This window comes from Desulfosporosinus orientis DSM 765 (assembly GCF_000235605.1).
In the GTDB taxonomy this organism is placed as follows: domain Bacteria; phylum Bacillota; class Desulfitobacteriia; order Desulfitobacteriales; family Desulfitobacteriaceae; genus Desulfosporosinus; species Desulfosporosinus orientis.
In genome coordinates this window covers 1,979,603-1,998,051 of sequence record NC_016584.1, presented here as the reverse complement: position 1 = coordinate 1,998,051, position 18,449 = coordinate 1,979,603, and the positions used below count along the sequence as shown (strand labels likewise).

Sequence of the window (18,449 nt, the reverse complement as noted above, 5' to 3'; positions counted from 1 at the left end):
GTTCTGAATATTCAATCTCTTTAAGCTAAAAAAACTCCATCCATCCCTCCTTTGTTAAAACCCCTTAAGCTCGGCTCTAGTCCTGAAAAAGCTGATCTAAGACTTTTTCAAATGCTGAAAAATCGCTGTCTGAAAAACGAGCCTTGATTTCCTCATCCATTGTTTCCGCCAGATCCGTTATGTCGGCAATTTCCAGCTTAGCCTTTTCCTTTAAAAACACCAAAAGAGACCTCCTGTCCTCCGGATCATTGCGACGCTCCAGTAAATCCAGGCGTTCCATACGGTCTAAAATGGAGGTCAGAGTGGAGCCGTCCATGTCCAGACTTTTAGCCAGGTCCTTGAATTTCACCCCGTCCTTTTCCCATACCGCAGTTAAGACGTAAAATTGAGAAGGGGTAATTCCGTACTGGGAAAACTTACTTTCGTAGTAGCGATGTACTTTTCTCATCACCCGGCTGAGTTTATAGCAGATATACTTGGACGGGTTCCTGCCGCTGTCAGGACTTTCCATAACAACACCTCATAATTATTTGTAGAACAATTAATGGTATTCTAATTGTTAGTGTACCAATAAACTAATTTGAGTATACTCCCTAGACAGCAGTTTGGCAATATGGGAACGGGAAAACCCCTTGGAAAATTTCAGAAATTCAAACAATGAGAGCCCGCAAGACGCTTTGACGCCTTACGGGCCTTCTTGTTGCTCTCCTTGATGTATCTGAATACTCCGGGTTATAAATAGCCGCCATTTTCGGTTAGTGAACTAGTTGATATTATTCTTCGCCGGGATAATGCGAAGTAAATATGAGAAAATTACATGGAGGAAAAGGAGAATTTCAGAGGTGATAACGGGTATGAATATAGAATTTATTTTGGAGCTAGATTTAGACAATTGGACAGAGGGCTTTATTAAACGGGAGGAAGCACTGCAAAATTGAGAAAAATTCTTCACACCTAATTTATCGGATATTAGAATATCAAAATAATTATTACCGAATGAAAATGCAGGTGAAGTATTGTGCCTGAAAAGGAATGGCTATTTAGCCTAGAAGACGGCGAGCACCGGGTTAAACTAAAACATAGCAATTGGATAAGGAGATACCATGTTGAATTAGATAATCGTACTATAAATACAACACGAACCATTATTAAAGGGGGAGATAAACTCTCCTTTGAAATAAACTTACACAAATGCGTTATTGTAATCCGTTTTAATAAAAATAGCTTGGACTACGATTTGATTGTAGATGATACTTCGATAGAAAAAAATAAAAAAACTGAAATCCCACCCGAGTGGAATCGACCAAGACCAGGGTGTCTTAAAGAGTTATTTAGTTATACCATCTTTACTATTCTAATTGGAATAGTAAGTGGCTTATCGGGCTATAGTTCAGATAAAATAATTGGTTTGGTTGTTGGTGCTATCCTTTTGTATGCCGCATTACGCTATCTCATGAAAAGAAGACAATGATACTTCTCTGTTATATCGCTGTCAAATCCGCCTGGGGGCTGGAAAACTGGCTGTAATAGAGGTCGGCATAGAAACCCTTTTCCTCCAGGAGTTCCTGATGCTTGCCCATTTCCACAATACTGCCCTGGTTCATGACCAGGATTAAATCTGCATCCCTGATGGTGGAAAGCCTGTGAGCAATGACAAAACTGGTTCTCCCCTTCATCAGCTCCGTCATAGCCTTTTGAATATAGACCTCCGTCCGGGAATCCACACTGCTGGTCGCTTCGTCCAGGATCAAGATGGCGGGATCAGCCAGGATGGCCCGGGCAATGGTCAGCAGCTGCTTTTGTCCTTGGGAAATGTTTGAGGCTTCCTCATTTAAGAGGGTATTGTAGCCGTCAGGCAAGGTCTGGATGAAATGGTGGGCATGTGCGGCTTTGGCAGCCTGAATCACCTCTTCCTCACTGGCCCCCTCACGGCCGTAAGCGATATTGTCCTGAATCGAGCCGTTAAACAGCCAGGTATCCTGGAGGACCATGCCGAACATGCTCCGCAGTGCTCCCCGGCGGATATCCCGGATATCCACACCGTCCACGGTAATCCTGCCGGAGTTGATTTCATAGAAACGCATCAGCAAATTGACCAACGTGGTTTTCCCCGCCCCCGTAGGCCCGACAATAGCAATGGTGCTCCCCGGCTCCACGTCAATATTAATGCCCTTAATCAGAGGCTGATCCTCCCGGTAGCTGAAATCCACATTTTCAAAGCAAATCCTGCCTTTGGGCAAGGATAGGATTTGGGCCTCCGGTCCGTCCGCCCCTTCTTCCTCTTCGTCCAGGAGTTCAAAGACCCGCTCCGCCGAAGCGACTGTGGACTGAATAATGTTGGCAATATTGGCGGTTTGAATAATGGGATGGGTAAATTGCCGGGAATATTGGATAAAGGCCAAAATATCGCCGATGGTTATGACCCCCCTGGTGGCAAAGACCCCGCCCATGACACAGACGAACACATAACCTAAGTTACTGACAAATCTCATAAGGGGCATGATGATCCCGGAGATAAACTGGGCTTTATAGCCCGCCCCATAGAGCTGTTCGTTAATGGCCTGAAAGGAGGTGATGGCTTCTTCCTCCCGGCCATAGGCTTTGACAATTTTATGACCGGCATACATCTCTTCCACTAAACCATTCAGCTCACCCAGGGATTTTTGCTGAGCGGCAAAATGCTTCTGCGACCGCTTGGCAATATTCATGGTAACCAGCAAGTAGAGGGGCAGGGTGATAACGACCACCAAAGTAAGGATGGGACTGATGGTCAGCATCATCACCACAACTCCCACCAGGGTGATGATGGAGGTGATAAGCTGGGTCAGGCTCTGCTGCAGGGTGGTGGAAATATTGTCAATATCGTTGGTCACCCGGCTGAGGATCTCACCATGGGTCCGGGAATCATAAAATTTCAGGGGCAGGCGGGCCAGCTTCTCATCCGCCTCTCGGCGCAGGTTGTACACCGTTCTTTGGGCAACACCGGCCATAATATATTGCTGGAGATAGTTGAAGGCGGAGCTGACCAGGTATAAGCCGATGAGCACAGCGACAATTTGAGTAATATAGGTAAAATCCAGAGCCGGGACAGGCTGGCCTAGTTTAAGGGCCTGAGCTTTGGCCGCTAATCCTTCTCCGATCCTGGTAACCCCTTTGCCCATGATCTTAGGACCGAGAATATTAAAAATGGTACTTAGTATGGCAAAGAAAAAGACCATAAAAAAGCGCATTCTCTGGGGCTTCAAGTAATGGAGCAGGCGTTTGAGAGTCCTTTTAAAATTCCTGGCCTTTTCCACCGGCCTGACCAAAGACCCGGCCGGTCCTCCCGGGCGGCCGCCGAATAAGGGTTTATTGGTCTTGACATTCTCACGTTCCTTCATCATGAAACCTCCTCTGAGAGCTGTGAGGCCACCAGCTCACGGTAAACCCGGCAATTCTTCATTAACTCCCTGTGTTTCCCCATACCGGCAATCTGCCCGTCTTCCAGAACAATGATCTGGTCCGCATCTCTAACCGTTGCGACATTCTGAGCAATGATAAAAACCGCAGCCTGGGCAAGTTCCGGTTTCAGGGCAGCTCTCAGTTTGGCTGCCGTTTTATAATCCAAGGCAGAGAAGGTGTCGTCAAAAATATAAATCTCCGGTTTTCTCACCAGGGCCCGGGCAATGGAGAGACGCTGTTTCTGCCCGCCGGAAATATTGCTCCCCCCTTGGGCCAGAGAATGATCAAACCCTTCCTCCAAAGCGGTGATAAAATCCGTGGCCTGGGCGATTTCCGCCGCCTCCTTGATTTCCGCCAAATCAGCATTGGTCTTGCCGTATTGAATATTCTCGGCAATACTGCCTGAAAAGAGGAGAGCTTTCTGGGGAGCAAAGCCAATCTTTTGGCGCAGGTCTTTCTGACTCATTTCCCGGACATCCACTCCATCCACCAGCACCGCCCCCTCTTCTGCGTCATAGAAGCGGGTCATTAAATTTACTATGGTGGATTTTCCCGAACCCGTCCCGCCGATAATGGCCGTCACTTCACCCAGCTGGGCCTTAAAGTTAATCTTGCTGACAGCCGGTCGGTCCGCACCGGGGTAGCGAAAGGAAACCTCTTTGAATTCCACACTCCCTCGCTGCTGGTGACTGTCCCGGGACTTTTCCGGGTCTCTGATCTCAGGAATCGTCTCCAGGACTTCATTGATCCTGACGGCAGAAACCTGAGCCCGGGGAATGGTAATAAAGAGCATGACCAGCATCAGCAGGGAGAAGAGAATCTGGGTGGAGTACTGAATAAAGGCTAACAGGGAACCGATCTGCATACTCCCTGAGTCAATTCTCAGGGCACCGAACCAGAGGAGAGCCACTGTAGTCAAATTCATAATTAGCATCATCACCGGCATCAAAGACGCCATAATCAGGTTGATCTTAATGGCATTATCCCTTAAATCCGCATTGGCATCATCAAAGCGAATTTTTTCTCGATCAATGCGGTTAAAGGCACGGATGACTCTGATTCCCGTCAGGTTTTCCCGCAAAACCAGATTTAGCTTGTCGATTTTCTCCTGCATTAGTTTGAAGAGGGGCAGCCCTCTGCGGAGGGTTCCCAGGATCACAGTGAAGAGTATGGGAATCACCACCAGGAGAACCCAGGCTAAGGAGGAATCCTGGCGCAAGGCCATGATAATCCCGCCGATACAGGTTAAAGGAGCCGTCACCATCATGGTCAGGATCAAAATGCTGACCTGCTGAATTTGATTGACGTCATTGGTGGTCCTGGTAATTAAAGTGGCTGTGCCAAAGGTATCGAACTCGTGGAGAGAAAAACTTTCCACTTTGCTGAAAAGCTTAGCCCTGATTAATTTAGCAAAGCCTACCGCCGTCTTGGCGGAGAGAAAGGAGGCGGAGACGGCACATAGGGTGCCTCCCGCTGCAATCAGGAGCATGAATGTGCCCATTTTAACAATATAAGAAATATCTTGCTTAACGATCCCGATGTCCACCAGGTCCGCCATAATCCTGGGCAGGTAAAGATCCGACAATACCTGGATAAACAGCAGGCAGACCACTGCCGCAATGTGGAGGGCATAAGGCTTCAGTAAACGGAATAATTTGCCCATCATATCACCCCATTACTCTTGATTCGATTGTTCGTACTCTTTTAACAGCCTCTTGAGGGTATTCAAACCAACAAATATCCTTTCCAGTTCCTCTGCACTGCCTTGGTTCAGGATATGTTCGATTTTTTTCTCAAACTCCAGGTGGTAGCTCCGCTTATGCCTTTCTTTAAATTCGGGAGAAATGGCGATATAGACAACCCGCCGGTCCTGATCACTCCTGGTTCGTTCTACCAACCCCTGTTTTTCCAGTCTGTCCACGATACCGGAGACCGTACTGTTTGAGAGGCTCATTTTAGTGCTCAGATCTGTCAGCTTTAAAGGGCCTTCCTTGCTCAGCAAACGGAGAACCATTCCCTGGGGCGGGGTAATACCCGAATGCCCCATGGCCTTCATCATGCTGTTTCTGAATAATCCCATGACTTCGTGAAAGAGACCTGCTACTTGGGCGCCTTTATTTGAGTTTTCCATGATCATCCCCCATGACTATGAGTTTGTTTTACGTTAGAGAATTTCAACTTCGGAATATATTTCGTATGCGATATTTCGTACTCGAAATATATTACTCCTTAAAAGGGTTAAATGTCAATTATTTAGGTTATTATTTCTTCAAAATTTGTTCTTTAGTCAGCAACAGTATTAAAAAGGGGTGCCGTAAAACTGCTTTAAACCGCAGTTTTGCGTTACCCCTTTGTTTTAACCGATTATATAATTACTTCTGTGCTATCTGAATAAGGTTGCCGCAGGTGTCGTCGAAGACGGCTATTGTGACATTGCCCATTTCTGTGGGTTCCATGGTAAACTTCACGCCTTTTCCTATTAGGCGCCGGTACTCTTGGCGAACATCTGCAACGCCAAACATGATTGCCGGGATGCCGTCGGCAAATATCTTCTTTTGGTACTCCTTGGCGGCAGGATGGTCATTGGGTTCGAGTAAAAGCTGAGTACCGTTATGATCATCGGGAGAAACAAGGGTAATCCAGCGAAACTCTCCCACGGGAACGTCCTCTTTTTTTATAAACCCCAGCTTTTCCGAATAAAACTCCAGAGCCTTGTCTTGATCTTCTACAAATATACTGGTGACAATGATTTTCATAGGGCGTTAACCTCCATAGATATTATTCTATCCATCCTTTCAGCAAATTATTGAGGGGTTTATTGTCGAAGCTAAGTACCCGGTATTTCCCCTTTCGTTTTGATCTTACCAGCCCTGCCTCGTCCAATACCGACAGATGTTTAGCTATCCCCTGCCGGGAAATGTTAAGGTTGTGCTTAGTCATTAGACGCACAGTAAGTTCATACAACGTCATCTCATTGCGTTCAGATAGTTCGTCTAAGATAAGCCGCCTGGATGAGTCGGCAAGAGCCTTGAATATAGCGTCTTTGTCCTGATTCATATTGCTATTATACGCAACCAGATGGTTGCTCGTCAAGTATATGTAACCAATTGGTTGCGTGATGAGGAGACCGTATCATTCCCTACCATAAGTGTCGCCCGTTGCTTTCGGGAATTCTCAGGAAGGATGATTTCTTTGTGTAGCTTAAATTCGGAATCGTCTGACACAGTTTTTTGAGCGGCTGCAGGATTTAGTAATTCATTATTGATATAGGCCCATATCTCATCAAGATCATTCAGGGCTTCGGGTGAATAAAGCAATTTATTCATAAATCTTTCTTTCGAAATGCGCTTTCACATCTTCATGCAGAAGCCATCCGTTTTCCTCACCGGATTTTCGTCCCTTATTAAGCTCGCTCAAGAGCTTGAGTGTCGCCTGTGTTTTTTCGTAATCAGCAATATCGACGATGGCATATTTGCCACGGCCATTCTTAGTTAAAAAGACAGGCTCGCCGGCGGAAACATCGCGCAAAACCTCGTTGTAATTCCTTAAATCTGAAATGGGCTTTATTTTTGGCACAATATTAGCTCCTTTCTGCATATTATTGTATGCATATTGTTCGTAAAATTCAACAGCAAGTTACAAGTGTAATGGGTACTGCGTCGAGAAAAGCCCTAATTGACTGGAATAAGACAGAGCCATGAAACGCAATGGGTTTCATGGCTCCTAAAGCAGCTGCCTGAGGTAAGGCCCGTTGAGGCGCAAATTGACAAACCGGCCAGGGGAAAATTTGGTTCTCCCCCGGCCGGATAGATATTATTGTTCGAGTACGATCAGAGCGTCAGCGACGCCGACACCCTCCCCTTCCGCATATACGAATAAAGGATTAATATCTAATTCTTTTAAGGTATCTTTGTGACTTACAGCAAAGTTGCCAATGGCCACAATCGTCTCGCAAAGCGCATCCAGATCGCATACTTTATTGCCGCGGGCTCCCTTCAGGAGCGGAAACGACTTCAAGCTCATAAGCATTTCCAGAGCTTCCGCTTTGCAAAGCGGCGCAGGATACAGGGCCACATCCTTGAATACCTCTACGAATACGCCCCCCATACCAACCATAATCATCGGTCCGAACTGCGGGTCATTACTGACACCGACTATCATTTCGACGCCTTGCTTAAGCATGGGAGCAGTCAATATACCGTTAATATTTGCGTCAGGGCGCTTAGACCTGACATTAGTCATTACGGTATCAAAGGCTCTGCGTATCCCTTCTTCTCCTTCAATATTGAGAGCTACCCCGCCGACATCGCTTTTGTGGAGTACATCGGCAGATTCAATCTTCATGACTAGTTTCCCGCCGACACGCTTCCAGTATTCGACAGCTTCGTCCGTTGTCTTCGCTATAATGCTGTCGGCGACAGGTACTCCGAAGTCTTTCAGAAGCATTTTACTTGAGTACTCAGAAAGAGCCGTAAATTTCTCCGGTGTTCTCTCCGGCAGCATAAGTTCCAATGTTCTCTCTTTAGTTTGGTACTCAACATATTTTGACAGGTAGCCCAGGAGCTTGAATGCATATACCGGAGGCGGCAGAATCGGCACCCCGATTTTGAACAGCTTCTCCTGATACTCCCTGTTGCGGGTATTTTCCGCGAAGGGCAGCATAGCGATAGGTTTACCCAGGTTTTCACTGAGAACTTTTTCAATGCCTTTATACATGTAATGTATAGCCGGATCAGCTATCTCATTTAACAACGTATAGCCGATAATGACCATACCAACATTTTGATCACTTATCACCGTACGCAAAGCATTGGCATAAAGCTCCGCATCATAAGATAGAGACGCTGTCATATCCAGAGGATTGTTTGGAGTAGCATAAGAAGGCAGCTGACGGCGCAGCTCCTCAAGTGTCTCAGGGGCAAAATCAGGATACTTTATATTATAAAGGCTGCCGACATCTGCACATATCCCAGTTTCGCCGCCGGAAAGACACATGGCTGCAACAGTTGGTTTTGCGGGCAGGCAGTTCAGCGTTGAAAGGAGCATCGTCATGGCAATCAGTTCTTCCAGGTCATCAACGCGTATGGCGCCAAACTTATTGAGCACTGCGTCAAAAGCCTTATCAGACCCTGAAAGGCTGCCTGTGTGCGAGGCAGCAATTGCTCCGCCTTTTTCACTGCGCCCTGCCTTGAGAATTACAACAGGTTTTTTCAGCTCTGATGCGCGCTTGAGTGCACGAACGAACTGACCTGGAGCCTTTACTCCTTCAATATAGAGACCAACAACCTTGGTGTTCTCGTCTTCGATCAGGAACTCCATGTAGTCTTCCATACGGACACATTTGGCGTTACCTGCGGAAATAGTATAGGAAAAACGCATACCGGGGTCGTCCATCATGGATAAGCACAGTTGGCCGCTTTGAGAAATTATTCCGACGCTGCCTTTACGGTCACGTTTTTCCGAAAGAAAGGCAAAGGAATAAATATCGTCAGTAAAGTTTATAAAGCCGGCACAGTTAGGACCCATTACGGCAATATTAAGACGCTCTGCCGCTTCCATCAGTTCTTTTTCATTATTGCGCCCTTCCCCTGTCCCGGTCTCCCCATATCCGCTTGCGTACACGACCGCACCGCCGACGCCCTTGGCGGCGCCTTCCTCCAATAAAGGAATGACAGTGTTCTGGGGTGTACAGATGATCAGTAAATCAAGGGTGTCAGGAATAGCATCAATACTGGGATAACACTTGTGTCCGAGAACCTCATCCCTTTTAGGGTTGATGAAGTATATCCGGCTGACGTCTTCCACATTGTCCAGTATATTCCTGCAGCTGTCGCCTCCAAAGCCTACCTTTTCACTTGCGCCGACAACGGCAACCGAACGCGGTTTAAGCAGCTTGGTCAAATTCATACTTGTTATACTCCTCCCCCAGCAGCTTGGGCAATTTCAACTCCTTTGCGGAAGCAAAGAGCGTTTTTAGGGTTAACCTTCCCTTTTTTGGCAAAATACCCGTCGATTGCTTGTTCGAGATATTCGGGAGTGAAAAGATCGGTGCATACCGAGAGAGCACCCAGCATAACGATATTTACCGCCCTTAGGTTGTTTAGCTCCGCCGCAACGTCGTTGGCCGGAACCTTAATTACGCGAATGTCTTCTCTGTAAACACGATCTTCCGGAACTATAGAAGAGTTTACAAGCAACAGCCCGCCTGACTTAAGCTTAGGTTCAAACTTATCCACCGCAGGCGTGTTCAGGGAAAACACTACGTCAGGCTGCTTGCATACCGGACTGGGGATTCGCTTGTCACTTATTTTAACGGAACAGTTAGCAGTTCCTCCACGCATCTCAGAACCATAGGATGGGTAAAACAGGACATTCATATCTTTCTCCATGCCGGCGCTCACAAGCAGCATCCCGGCAGTCAGCACGCCCTGACCGCCAAAGCCGGCACAAATTATCTCTGTCTTCATTGTTTTGCCTCCTTGGTATTATTCTGGAACTCACCAATGGGAAAATAATTCATCACTTCATTTGTGATGCGCTCCATATTCGCCACTGGAGACAGATGCAGATTCGTCGGACAAGGTGAAAGGAGTTCCACTAAGCAGAAGCCATCCCCTGCCATGCTCTTTTCAAAGGCTTTCTTTATCATCTTCTTGGCCTTATTTATATTCGGCACATCACACATAGCGCCGCGTGCAAGATAACCTACTTTAAAGCCTGAGAACGCTTTTTCGATCTGAAGAGGCATTCCGCAGCGGTCGGGATCTTTTCCATAGGGAGTAGACATAGTTTTCTGGCCTGGCAAAGATGTTGGAGCGCACTGTCCGCCTGTCATGCCATAAACATTGTTATTTATAACAATGGCAATAATATTATCGTTGCGAAGTCCGCAGTGCATCATCTCAGCCATGCCGATTGAATACGCTGCGCCGTCACCGATATACGCCAGTACAGGATGATCCGGACGAACCATTTTGACACCTATGGCATCGGCGATCGGACGGCCGTGGGCGGCCATAATCGTATCAAATTTCCAAGCATCTATAGCAAGTGAACCGCAGGCAACATCAAGAACCGTTAAAAGCTGTTCACTTAGATTCATTTCTTCCGCTACTTCAGCAATCAAACGCACTGCCAGACCATGTCCGCAGCCGGGGCAAAAACCGCTCGTTGTAAACGATACTGTTTCGGGAGCTTTCAGAATCATCGTCTGTTTCCCTCCTTCAGAACCTTATCGAGAATTTCTTGAGATTTTACGAGAATATCATCAGTATCGGGAATACTGAATATTGAGCCGAAATGCTCAACAGGCTGACGATCGCAGCAGGCCAGACGAACATCTTCCGCCATTTGGCCAAGAATATTCATTTCAACAGAAAGAAAGGCTTTGACATTCTTTGCTTCTGCAAAGGCCTTCACAGGGAAGGGATATAAGGTGATCGGCCGTATCAAACCGATTTTCATTCCACGTTGGCGTCCGACTTCCACAGCTTCATAGCAGACACGAGCGCTGATGCCGTATGCCACAAGCACTACCTCTGCGTCTTCAACATTCAAAAGCTCATAGCGCTGTTCTTCCGCTTCCATCTTGGCGTACTTTCCGCGCAAAAAGCCCTCATAATCGGGATTGGTATAATATTCGTTCTGGTACTTCCTGGGGTTGCTGCCTTTTTTGCAGCCTTTCATTGCCCAGTCGTACTTATCGATGTCATGCTCTTTGAACTCCGGAATACGCACTGCTTCCATCATTTGACCTATTGCAGCATCCGATGCGATAAGAACCGGATGGCGGTATTTCTCGGCGAGATCGAAGGCATCATAGACAAGGTCAGCGTTCTCCTGAACAGAGGACGGGGCAAGTACGATGGTTCTATAATCGCCATGACCTCCGCCGCGTGTCAGCTGCCAATAATCGCTCTGACTTACTGAAATATCACCAAGGCCGCTGCCAATTCGCATTACATCAACTACTACCGCCGGCAGCTCGGATGCTGCCAGATAAGATAGACCTTCCTGCTTCAGAGAGAAGCCCGGGCCGGATGACGTGGTCAGAGCCCGAGCGCCGGCCGCAGCCGCGCCCATTACCATATTGATACCGGCGAGCTCAGACTCAGCCTGAATGAATACACCGCCTACTTCTTCCATACGCCAGGACAGATACTCAAGTATCTCTGTCTGCGGTGTAATTGGATAACCGCTGTAAAAGCGGCAGCCGGCAGCCAGCGCCGCCTCAGCAAGAGCTTCATTACCCTTCATTAGTACTTTATTTGACATTTTTTCTCACCCCGTTATCTAAGTTCAAAGACATAGTCCGGGCACATACGATAACATGAACCGCAGCCGATGCACTTTTCCTCGTCAATTTCAACCGTCTCATAACCCTTTGCATTAATATGACCGGACAAACGAACAGCGTCCTTCGGACAGTATTTAATGCAATAATAACAACCTTTGCAACGTGCCTCATCCACTAAAATTTTTGTTTTATTCATAATAATAATCTCCTGTTTTCGACCGGAAATGCGCCCAAAATTTCTGAACGCATTTCACGATCATAAATTATTATTCAGTAACTGTTTGATTCTTATTTTTATGACTTAGTTTCATGGCAACTATAGCCAAAAAAGCACCCACTACAGCAGTAGCTCCCAGGAATGTGAAAATCATTGAATATCCAGTCGCAGCGCCTTTTGTATCAAGCCAGTTTCCGAACATTACCGCGAAGAAGCTGTCCGGAAGATAACCGATTATCGAAGCGATTCCGATTGCAGTACCGGTGTATTTTACCGGTATACCAGCTCCAGACATCAAGGAAAATACGGTTCCGTACATCATCATGCAGCAAGCACCGACCAGCAAGCTGTAGAAAACTGCAAAGTTCGCATTGGTACTCTCTCCGAAGAGCAGCATACCGAAGTACAAAAGCCCGATCACAAATAAAATGCAAGCCAGCCACTTGGCAGTGTTTTTAAAGACCTTATCCGCAATCAATCCTCCTATAGGGGCCAGGAGAAGCAAGCCATACTGACGAATGATTGCCACAAAAGCCGCTTTGGAGGTATCCAGTCCGCAGACAGAGGAAAGATACGGTGTAAAATACGTGGAATTTGAAAACACACCATAACCGCAGAAGATAACGACAGAGATAACCCACACCACGGGCTGCTTCAAAAGATAACCCAAATCGGCAAAACGGAACTTGTTTTCCGCAGTCGTCTCTGTTTTGCTGCCGTTATCTTTTAACAGCAGCACAGCAAGTATAGCCACAGTTATCATAATCATACCGCTTGTGTTTACCACGGCATGGAAACCGGCAACATCTGAGTTTTTGGAGTTAAAAACATGGAGCGTAATTGACGATGCAATAAGTCCGGCAATTCCGTTGCAGGCATAGTAGAAGCCGTATAAAAAGCCCTGCTCCTTCTCATCGCCAATGATCCGAACAGCTTTCATCAAAGCTGCCCAGAAAACGAATGCCGTTGTTACAGAGAACAGCAGCCAGATAACCAAGCTTATGGTAAAACTCATTGTCGCTGAATAGAGAAAGGCCAGCAGCCCGGTAGAGGCACAGGAAATTGCGATTGCCCACCTCGGCTTAACCTTGTCCGCTATGAAACCACCCGGAATGTATAAAATAATATTTCCTATGGTATACGCAGTCAAAAGCATTCCTGATTGTGCATTGCTGATTCCCATTGCGGCAATCTGAGCATCATAGAAATAATATTTGATATAGGGCAGAAAATAGATTGTGTTGCCTGCCATTCCGAGGAGAAAGAGTGTCAAATATTTTTTAAGCTTTGAGTTCATAATATCGGCAGTCTCCTTTATTTAGTTTTTGCGTAAAAGACAACCATTCTCTCTTTGATAAAGTTAAATATAAAGTTCTCATCTGAATTCGCAGCGGGAGCACCTATTAATCAGATATCAAGGTTAGTTGACTTAACCGGCGCGAACATTTCATAGGCGCGGTCACAAGAGATGCGTCCTGTCTTTTTTGCCTCTTCACTGGCCTTAGCCTTGTACTTGTAGTCCATAGTTGTGACAAGACGCAACTTTCTCCTGGTCTACAGTCTAATGCCTGCTTGTGCCGCCGCAATAGTTGCTGACAAGGTTATACGCACACAGCCAGCCTTTGCGTTAGTTTTAGTGTCCTTCGCTCTGCCGCTACATAAGGTTTATTTGCCATTGCATTCCTCCTTCGCTTAATGCGTTCTGTAATTGAGAACAGCGTTCTTAATAATTGCTATAAATTTTGGCGAATAACTTCGCCTCTTATCGTTCTCTAATTCAGAACGTTGTTCTATGACAACCTTAAACTAGCATAAATTATCAATAAATGCAATGGTACAAATTGACTTTTTTAAATTTAGCTTTTTGGTAATTAATTAATTAAATACCCAGAGTATTTTATAGGAGTACTTTCAGTTCATTTGCGCTTTGTTTCAGCTGGAGCTGGATTTCCATGATTCTTTCTTGATTCATTCGCGGTGACGGCCCACTGACACTCCATGCACCCACAAGTTTATTCTTTCGGTCGAGAATCGGAACACCAACACACGTTATCCCAATCGACAACTCCATATTATCAACAGCATACCCCTTCTCGCGAATGCGCTTAATCTCATTGCGCAGCAATTCGGGTTCAGTAATTGTATACTCGGTCATACGGATCATCTGTTGGCTCATGTATTCCTCAATGAACTCATCCGGGAGGCTGGAGAGTATGGCCTTCCCCACTCCGGTACAGTGCATTGGCGCACAATCGCCCTGAACATTTTGCAGCCCCATCTTGTGATAATTGCCCGGATAGGCTGCTCCGAGATAAATAACCTCATCTTTGTGGGGAATAGCAAGATAAACGATCTCATTAAAAAGGTCTGTAAATTTGTTCATAAACGGCGTAGCCAGCCTCAAAATATCATAGCTGTCGCCAAGGGCACGGCTAAGTGTAATAACCCGGCTGCCCAAACGGAATTTCCCGCTTTCTTCGTCCTGAATCAAGTATTCCATAGCTGTAAAGGTCATTAAGATATTATGGACATTGCTCTTATACAAACCAAGCTTTTCACTTATCTCAGTTACTCCAAGGGGCTGCTTTTCAGTAAAACAGTTCAAAACTTCCAGCGCCTTCTGCAGGCTCTTAACTTTTACTTCCGGTTCCATACACCAACTCCTCCTTCATATTATTTGGGGGATGGGATTGCAAAAAACGATTCCATTCGGGCATTGCCGAAACATACATCAACACAAAGCTCAGCTTTCATGTTGCTATTCATTTTAATTCCACCCATGTGGAATTGTCAAATTATGCTTATGGGATCAATGTTGCCCATGGCGAAATTGCCGGAGGAGAGTATGCGGTTTTTACTGTGAAACATGCAGCTGAACAGGTTAAACGGCATCTTTGCGAAATCTGTGTTCCCATTAGTTGATATTCGATTGAAAAGTAAGATGATTTTTGTCTATAAGCTTACAGCCTTACAGTTTCTCCGCGATTTTCCCGATAAACCCATGAATAATATGACAAAAATTATAACACTCCGTAGAGTTTTGTCGAAATTACGACAGAAAATTTGTCCCCTAAACGACATTAATGCCGAAGGTAATTTGTTATTTTTTATTATAGTATCAAACCTTATGATCGGGAGGCGTATGTGGATGCAATTGTTAGAGTTCACTGATTCTATTCCGAAATTGCAGCGAACATATTTTCTGGATATCTAGATGGTCAAAGATAGGAAATTATTAAATAGGGATGCAGATACGCTTAGGATTAATTCTGAATAATATCAGTGTTTGGATTAGCTTACTACGAAAGGAGATATATTAATGGATGAACGTTTGCTTGTATTCCAAGAAGTAGCTAAAACCAGCAATATTTCGTTATCTGCCAAGAAACTTCACATAAGTCAACCAACTGTTACTATCCAAATTAAAAGTCTTGAAAAAGAGTATGGGGCTAAATTTTTTAATCGATCAAATAAAGGAGTAAGTTTAACAAAAGAGGGCAAAATCTTCTACGGATATGTTCAAAGTGTTCTAGATATCCTAACGTCTGCCAAAGAGGAGATAGAAGCCCTATCTAAGAATCAGAAAAAAGAAATCTATCTCGGCGCAACGTTGACGATAGGCGAATATATACTTCCGCATCTTATAGCATTTTTGTATCGAATTCATCCCGAAGTTGAGTTTAAGGTTAAAATTGCCAATACTGAATCCATATCCCAAGATATCTTAGAGAAAAAAATGCATATTGGGTTGATTGAGGGTCCTGTGGCCAAGAATAAAAGTCTTAATGTTGAAAGTTTCTGGGAAGATGAGTTGGTAGTTGTTCTTCCTAATTTCCACCCCTGGGCATCAAGAAAAACTATCAGACTCGAAGAACTTTTAAACGAGCGCATCTTAACCAGAGAAGAGGGTTCCGGAACTCGTAAGGTGATGGAGATTATGCTAAAACAGAGCGGACTTGATCCTGCGCGATTAAATATAGCAATGGAGTTAGGAAGTACTCAAGCAATCAAACATGCAGTAGCTGCAGGACTAGGTATAACCATTATTTCCTCGTTAACTGTTAGCAAAGAAAGTGATCGAAAAATTTTTAAAACATTAAAAATCGAAGATAGCCCTGTTTACCGCCCCCTTAATATTCTCACAGATGCCCACATTAAGAAAACTAAAGAGGAGAATATCTTAATCAACCTGTTAACTAATCGAGATTTGATTGGGAGAATTTTAAGTAAAGATGATTATGAATTAGAGAAACCCGTCATTAAACCACAATTAATTGCATCTAAATAGAGAATGTAAATTGCAAACTTATTAAATTTGAAAATCATAAATAATAATCTGACCAGGCTCATATGCCTGGTCTATCATTTTATTTACTATAATTGTCGGCACAAAATGCTTAAGGATTAGTTTGCCCAATTCGGATTCAGATAAGCGTCATACTCTAATCATCCCAGGTTTTCGGCGTATTGGCATTGGTTTTATAATGAGATCCTTGGGAAGGCCTTTCCCGAGACCTGAAACATTCATGCTTTAGAGCCTATCGTTCCTGACAGATGCTCTTTGCCATCTCACGTATTTTTTCATGGGGACTATGACAGGCTTCAAGAATATAAGGTTCATAGGCTTCCTGATATTGGTTGTGCATAAAACAAAGGGTATCCACTTTCCATTTCCAAAGCTCATCCGGTTTTAAATAGAAAAACTTGGGCTGTACGAAATCTTTGTAAAATTCATCGTCCATTTCCATGATTTTTTCCGGTGTAAGGAAAGGGGCCAGCTGGGAAAGACCGGGAAACTCCTCGCTCTCTTCCCATTTTCCTTTGTTCATGGGGCAGACTTCCTGGCAAATATCGCACCCGTAAATACAATTTCCGAATTTACTGCGGAGCGGTTCCTCCGGGAGATTGCGCCCGCCAAACGTTGTAAGAAACGAAACGCATGCCATTGGGGACATGGTATACGGAGCAGAGAGGGAACCTGTCGGGCAGGCTTTTATACATCGGTCACATGAAGTTGGACATTCAGGCAGATCAGCCGCTTCTGTGCATTCCATATCCTGATCCGTCAGCCAGGCATACAAGGTAACCCATGAGCCGTATTTTGTGTAAAAAAAGTTATTCCTGCGAATCCGTCCGATTCCGGCTTGCAGGGCAGCCCAGCGCAGACCCACCAGGCCGAATTTCCGTTCGGATGCAAATTTCAAACCGAGGGAGTGCATCAATGACTCCATCTGCAGCCCTGCTTTAAATTCTTTGCTGTGTGCATCAACGCGGCCGTCAAACAGGTAGGGTCTCCCGATACGTCCTTTTAACTCCCGGGGTATTTTATATGTCCCATATCTTTCCGCCACAACCACAACAGATTTTGCCCAGGGAAACTGTTTTCTCGGATCAATAAGACGTCTCTGTGTTGCGTAAAATCCGGCAGACTCGGGAACTTTCCGGACTCGTTCTTCCAACTTCTCAGCATATCCATGCAGTCTCTCTAAGGAAATGATTCCACAGCCGGCGTATCCCAGGTCATAAGCCTTATCTCGTATTACTTGTGCTATTCCCATGCCTTCCATTCAATCAGTCCTCTTCATTTAATAGTGTATATACACGATTTTGCTAAAAGCACGAACTCCTCGCAGTGAGTCCTCTACTCCGATTCCGATACATGCAACGATTCAACTTTTAGAAGCAATTGAGCAAGAGTCGCCAGGTCAGATTCTCCCAGTGCAGTCTTAACATTCTCCTGCGCCTGCAGCCACAATAATTCTGCAGATTTTAATTTGTCCTCACCGTATTTTGATAAAGTCAACTGGCGGTTTCGAGTACCCGGTTTTGAGACATCCAAAACAATACCCTGTTTTTCGAGAGGGTGCAGATTTCGCACCATAGTCGTTCTATCCAACTGCGTTTTAGCCGCAAGCTCGCTTACGGAAACGGGTGCTGACCGGCGAATGCTTTGCATGATCGAATACTGACTAACTGTCAAACCAGCAGGCTGAAGATATTGGTCGTAGAGTTTAGTAATCGCTAAAGAAGCCCTGCGCAGCTTCATACAATTACATGGAGTTTCGCTCATATTTGCCTCTCATTTCTAAGTAATTCGTGTATATGCACTATATAGTACTGCTGCCAGAAACTTTTGTCAAGGTACCTTAAGTTGCATTTTATTTTAAAGCATTATATGGTTAACAAGACCTGTCACAATGCAATGAAAGAGGATACCAGACAATGAACATGCATATTGAAACTCTCCCCTCCTGCTCTATTGCCTATATACGGCAAACAGGAGCTTATGGCAAGAAAAATATCCAGACCATGGAAAAACTGAAACGTTGACGCCTGCCTCCTCCTCGCTGATAAACCCTATCCGACAGAGGACGGTATCAGCCCTGGCCCTCTCATCCTCCACCATGCGAATTTAAATGCACCAAAAAGTTTACCCCTTGGGGTAAAAAAGCGTATTTTCCGTCCCTGCATTCAGAAAACACACTAATCCCATAA

Annotated in this window: 20 protein-coding genes; 3 read left to right on the top strand and 17 right to left on the bottom strand. The window is 45.2% G+C overall.

Features of this window, described 5'->3' with window-relative positions:
* Positions 1 to 76: 76 nt before the first annotated feature.
* Positions 77 to 511: a MarR family winged helix-turn-helix transcriptional regulator gene (locus DESOR_RS09215; RefSeq protein ID WP_014184331.1), complete on the bottom strand. Its 435-nt coding sequence runs from the start codon at positions 509 to 511 to the stop codon at positions 77 to 79.
* Positions 512 to 1,018: 507 nt separating this feature from the next.
* Here DESOR_RS09215 and DESOR_RS09210 point away from each other — a divergent pair.
* Positions 1,019 to 1,471: a hypothetical protein gene (locus tag DESOR_RS09210; RefSeq protein ID WP_014184329.1), complete on the top strand. Its 453-nt coding sequence runs from the start codon at positions 1,019 to 1,021 to the stop codon at positions 1,469 to 1,471.
* Positions 1,472 to 1,481: 10 nt separating this feature from the next.
* Here DESOR_RS09210 and DESOR_RS09205 read toward each other — a convergent pair whose 3' ends face one another.
* The 14 genes from DESOR_RS09205 to DESOR_RS09140 all read right to left on the bottom strand — a co-directional run bounded on the left by DESOR_RS09205 (position 1,482) and on the right by DESOR_RS09140 (position 14,607).
* Positions 1,482 to 3,380: an ABC transporter ATP-binding protein gene (locus DESOR_RS09205; RefSeq protein WP_014184328.1), complete on the bottom strand. Its 1,899-nt coding sequence runs from the start codon at positions 3,378 to 3,380 to the stop codon at positions 1,482 to 1,484.
* The gene (locus DESOR_RS09200) at positions 3,380 to 5,104 is read right to left on the bottom strand and encodes an ABC transporter ATP-binding protein (protein WP_042331009.1); all 1,725 of its coding nucleotides are present in this window, start codon (positions 5,102 to 5,104) and stop codon (positions 3,380 to 3,382) included. Before DESOR_RS09200 ends, DESOR_RS09205 begins: the two co-directional genes overlap by 1 nt.
* Positions 5,105 to 5,116: 12 nt before the next feature.
* On the bottom strand, positions 5,117 to 5,572 hold the full coding sequence (locus DESOR_RS09195; RefSeq protein ID WP_014184326.1) for a MarR family winged helix-turn-helix transcriptional regulator: 456 nt from the start codon (positions 5,570 to 5,572) through the stop codon (positions 5,117 to 5,119).
* Between the two features lie 241 nt (positions 5,573 to 5,813).
* Positions 5,814 to 6,197, bottom strand: coding sequence for a VOC family protein (locus DESOR_RS09190; protein WP_014184325.1), 384 nt, complete (start codon positions 6,195 to 6,197; stop codon positions 5,814 to 5,816).
* A 22-nt stretch (positions 6,198 to 6,219) separates the two neighbouring features.
* Positions 6,220 to 6,498 (bottom strand): ArsR/SmtB family transcription factor, encoded by a 279-nt coding sequence (locus tag DESOR_RS09185; RefSeq protein WP_014184324.1) that lies wholly within the window; start codon positions 6,496 to 6,498, stop codon positions 6,220 to 6,222.
* A gap of 32 nt (positions 6,499 to 6,530) precedes the next feature.
* Entirely contained in the window at positions 6,531 to 6,767 is a 237-nt protein-coding gene (locus tag DESOR_RS09180) for a type II toxin-antitoxin system RelE/ParE family toxin (RefSeq protein WP_042331007.1), read from the bottom strand.
* Positions 6,760 to 7,017, bottom strand: coding sequence for a type II toxin-antitoxin system Phd/YefM family antitoxin (locus DESOR_RS09175; protein WP_014184323.1), 258 nt, complete (start codon positions 7,015 to 7,017; stop codon positions 6,760 to 6,762). The genes DESOR_RS09180 and DESOR_RS09175 overlap by 8 nt, the downstream gene beginning before the upstream one ends.
* A 237-nt stretch (positions 7,018 to 7,254) precedes the next feature.
* Positions 7,255 to 9,348 (bottom strand): acetate--CoA ligase family protein, encoded by a 2,094-nt coding sequence (locus DESOR_RS09170; protein ID WP_014184322.1) that lies wholly within the window; start codon positions 9,346 to 9,348, stop codon positions 7,255 to 7,257.
* Positions 9,349 to 9,353: 5 nt separating this feature from the next.
* Positions 9,354 to 9,908, bottom strand: a complete 555-nt coding sequence (locus DESOR_RS09165; RefSeq protein ID WP_014184321.1) for a 2-oxoacid:ferredoxin oxidoreductase subunit gamma family protein — start codon at positions 9,906 to 9,908, stop codon at positions 9,354 to 9,356.
* Positions 9,905 to 10,648: a thiamine pyrophosphate-dependent enzyme gene (locus tag DESOR_RS09160; protein ID WP_014184320.1), complete on the bottom strand. Its 744-nt coding sequence runs from the start codon at positions 10,646 to 10,648 to the stop codon at positions 9,905 to 9,907. Before DESOR_RS09160 ends, DESOR_RS09165 begins: the two co-directional genes overlap by 4 nt.
* Positions 10,645 to 11,715 (bottom strand): 3-methyl-2-oxobutanoate dehydrogenase subunit VorB, encoded by a 1,071-nt coding sequence (gene vorB, locus DESOR_RS09155; RefSeq protein ID WP_014184319.1) that lies wholly within the window; start codon positions 11,713 to 11,715, stop codon positions 10,645 to 10,647. The genes DESOR_RS09160 and vorB overlap by 4 nt, the downstream gene beginning before the upstream one ends.
* A 14-nt stretch (positions 11,716 to 11,729) precedes the next feature.
* Entirely contained in the window at positions 11,730 to 11,933 is a 204-nt protein-coding gene (locus DESOR_RS09150; RefSeq protein ID WP_014184318.1) for a 4Fe-4S binding protein, read from the bottom strand.
* 70 nt (positions 11,934 to 12,003) lie between these two features.
* A complete protein-coding gene (locus DESOR_RS09145) occupies positions 12,004 to 13,251 on the bottom strand; it encodes an MFS transporter (protein WP_014184317.1) in 1,248 nt (415 codons plus the stop codon).
* A gap of 600 nt (positions 13,252 to 13,851) precedes the next feature.
* Positions 13,852 to 14,607 (bottom strand): IclR family transcriptional regulator, encoded by a 756-nt coding sequence (locus DESOR_RS09140; protein ID WP_014184316.1) that lies wholly within the window; start codon positions 14,605 to 14,607, stop codon positions 13,852 to 13,854.
* Positions 14,608 to 14,735: 128 nt separating this feature from the next.
* Between DESOR_RS09140 and DESOR_RS28755 the strand changes: the two genes are divergently transcribed.
* Positions 14,736 to 14,876, top strand: a complete 141-nt coding sequence (locus DESOR_RS28755) for a hypothetical protein (RefSeq protein WP_242832480.1) — start codon at positions 14,736 to 14,738, stop codon at positions 14,874 to 14,876.
* Positions 14,877 to 15,273: 397 nt separating this feature from the next.
* On the top strand, positions 15,274 to 16,242 hold the full coding sequence (locus tag DESOR_RS09130; RefSeq protein ID WP_014184315.1) for a LysR family transcriptional regulator: 969 nt from the start codon (positions 15,274 to 15,276) through the stop codon (positions 16,240 to 16,242).
* 250 nt (positions 16,243 to 16,492) lie between these two features.
* On the opposite strand, the gene DESOR_RS09125 is transcribed toward DESOR_RS09130, so the two are convergent.
* Both DESOR_RS09125 and DESOR_RS09120 read right to left on the bottom strand, forming a co-directional pair.
* Positions 16,493 to 17,521 (bottom strand): epoxyqueuosine reductase, encoded by a 1,029-nt coding sequence (locus tag DESOR_RS09125; protein WP_014184314.1) that lies wholly within the window; start codon positions 17,519 to 17,521, stop codon positions 16,493 to 16,495.
* Positions 17,522 to 17,595: 74 nt separating this feature from the next.
* Positions 17,596 to 18,024 carry a MarR family winged helix-turn-helix transcriptional regulator gene (locus DESOR_RS09120; RefSeq protein ID WP_014184313.1) on the bottom strand — a complete coding sequence of 143 codons (429 nt, stop codon included), beginning with the start codon at positions 18,022 to 18,024 and terminating at the stop codon, positions 17,596 to 17,598.
* Positions 18,025 to 18,449: the final 425 nt, after the last annotated feature.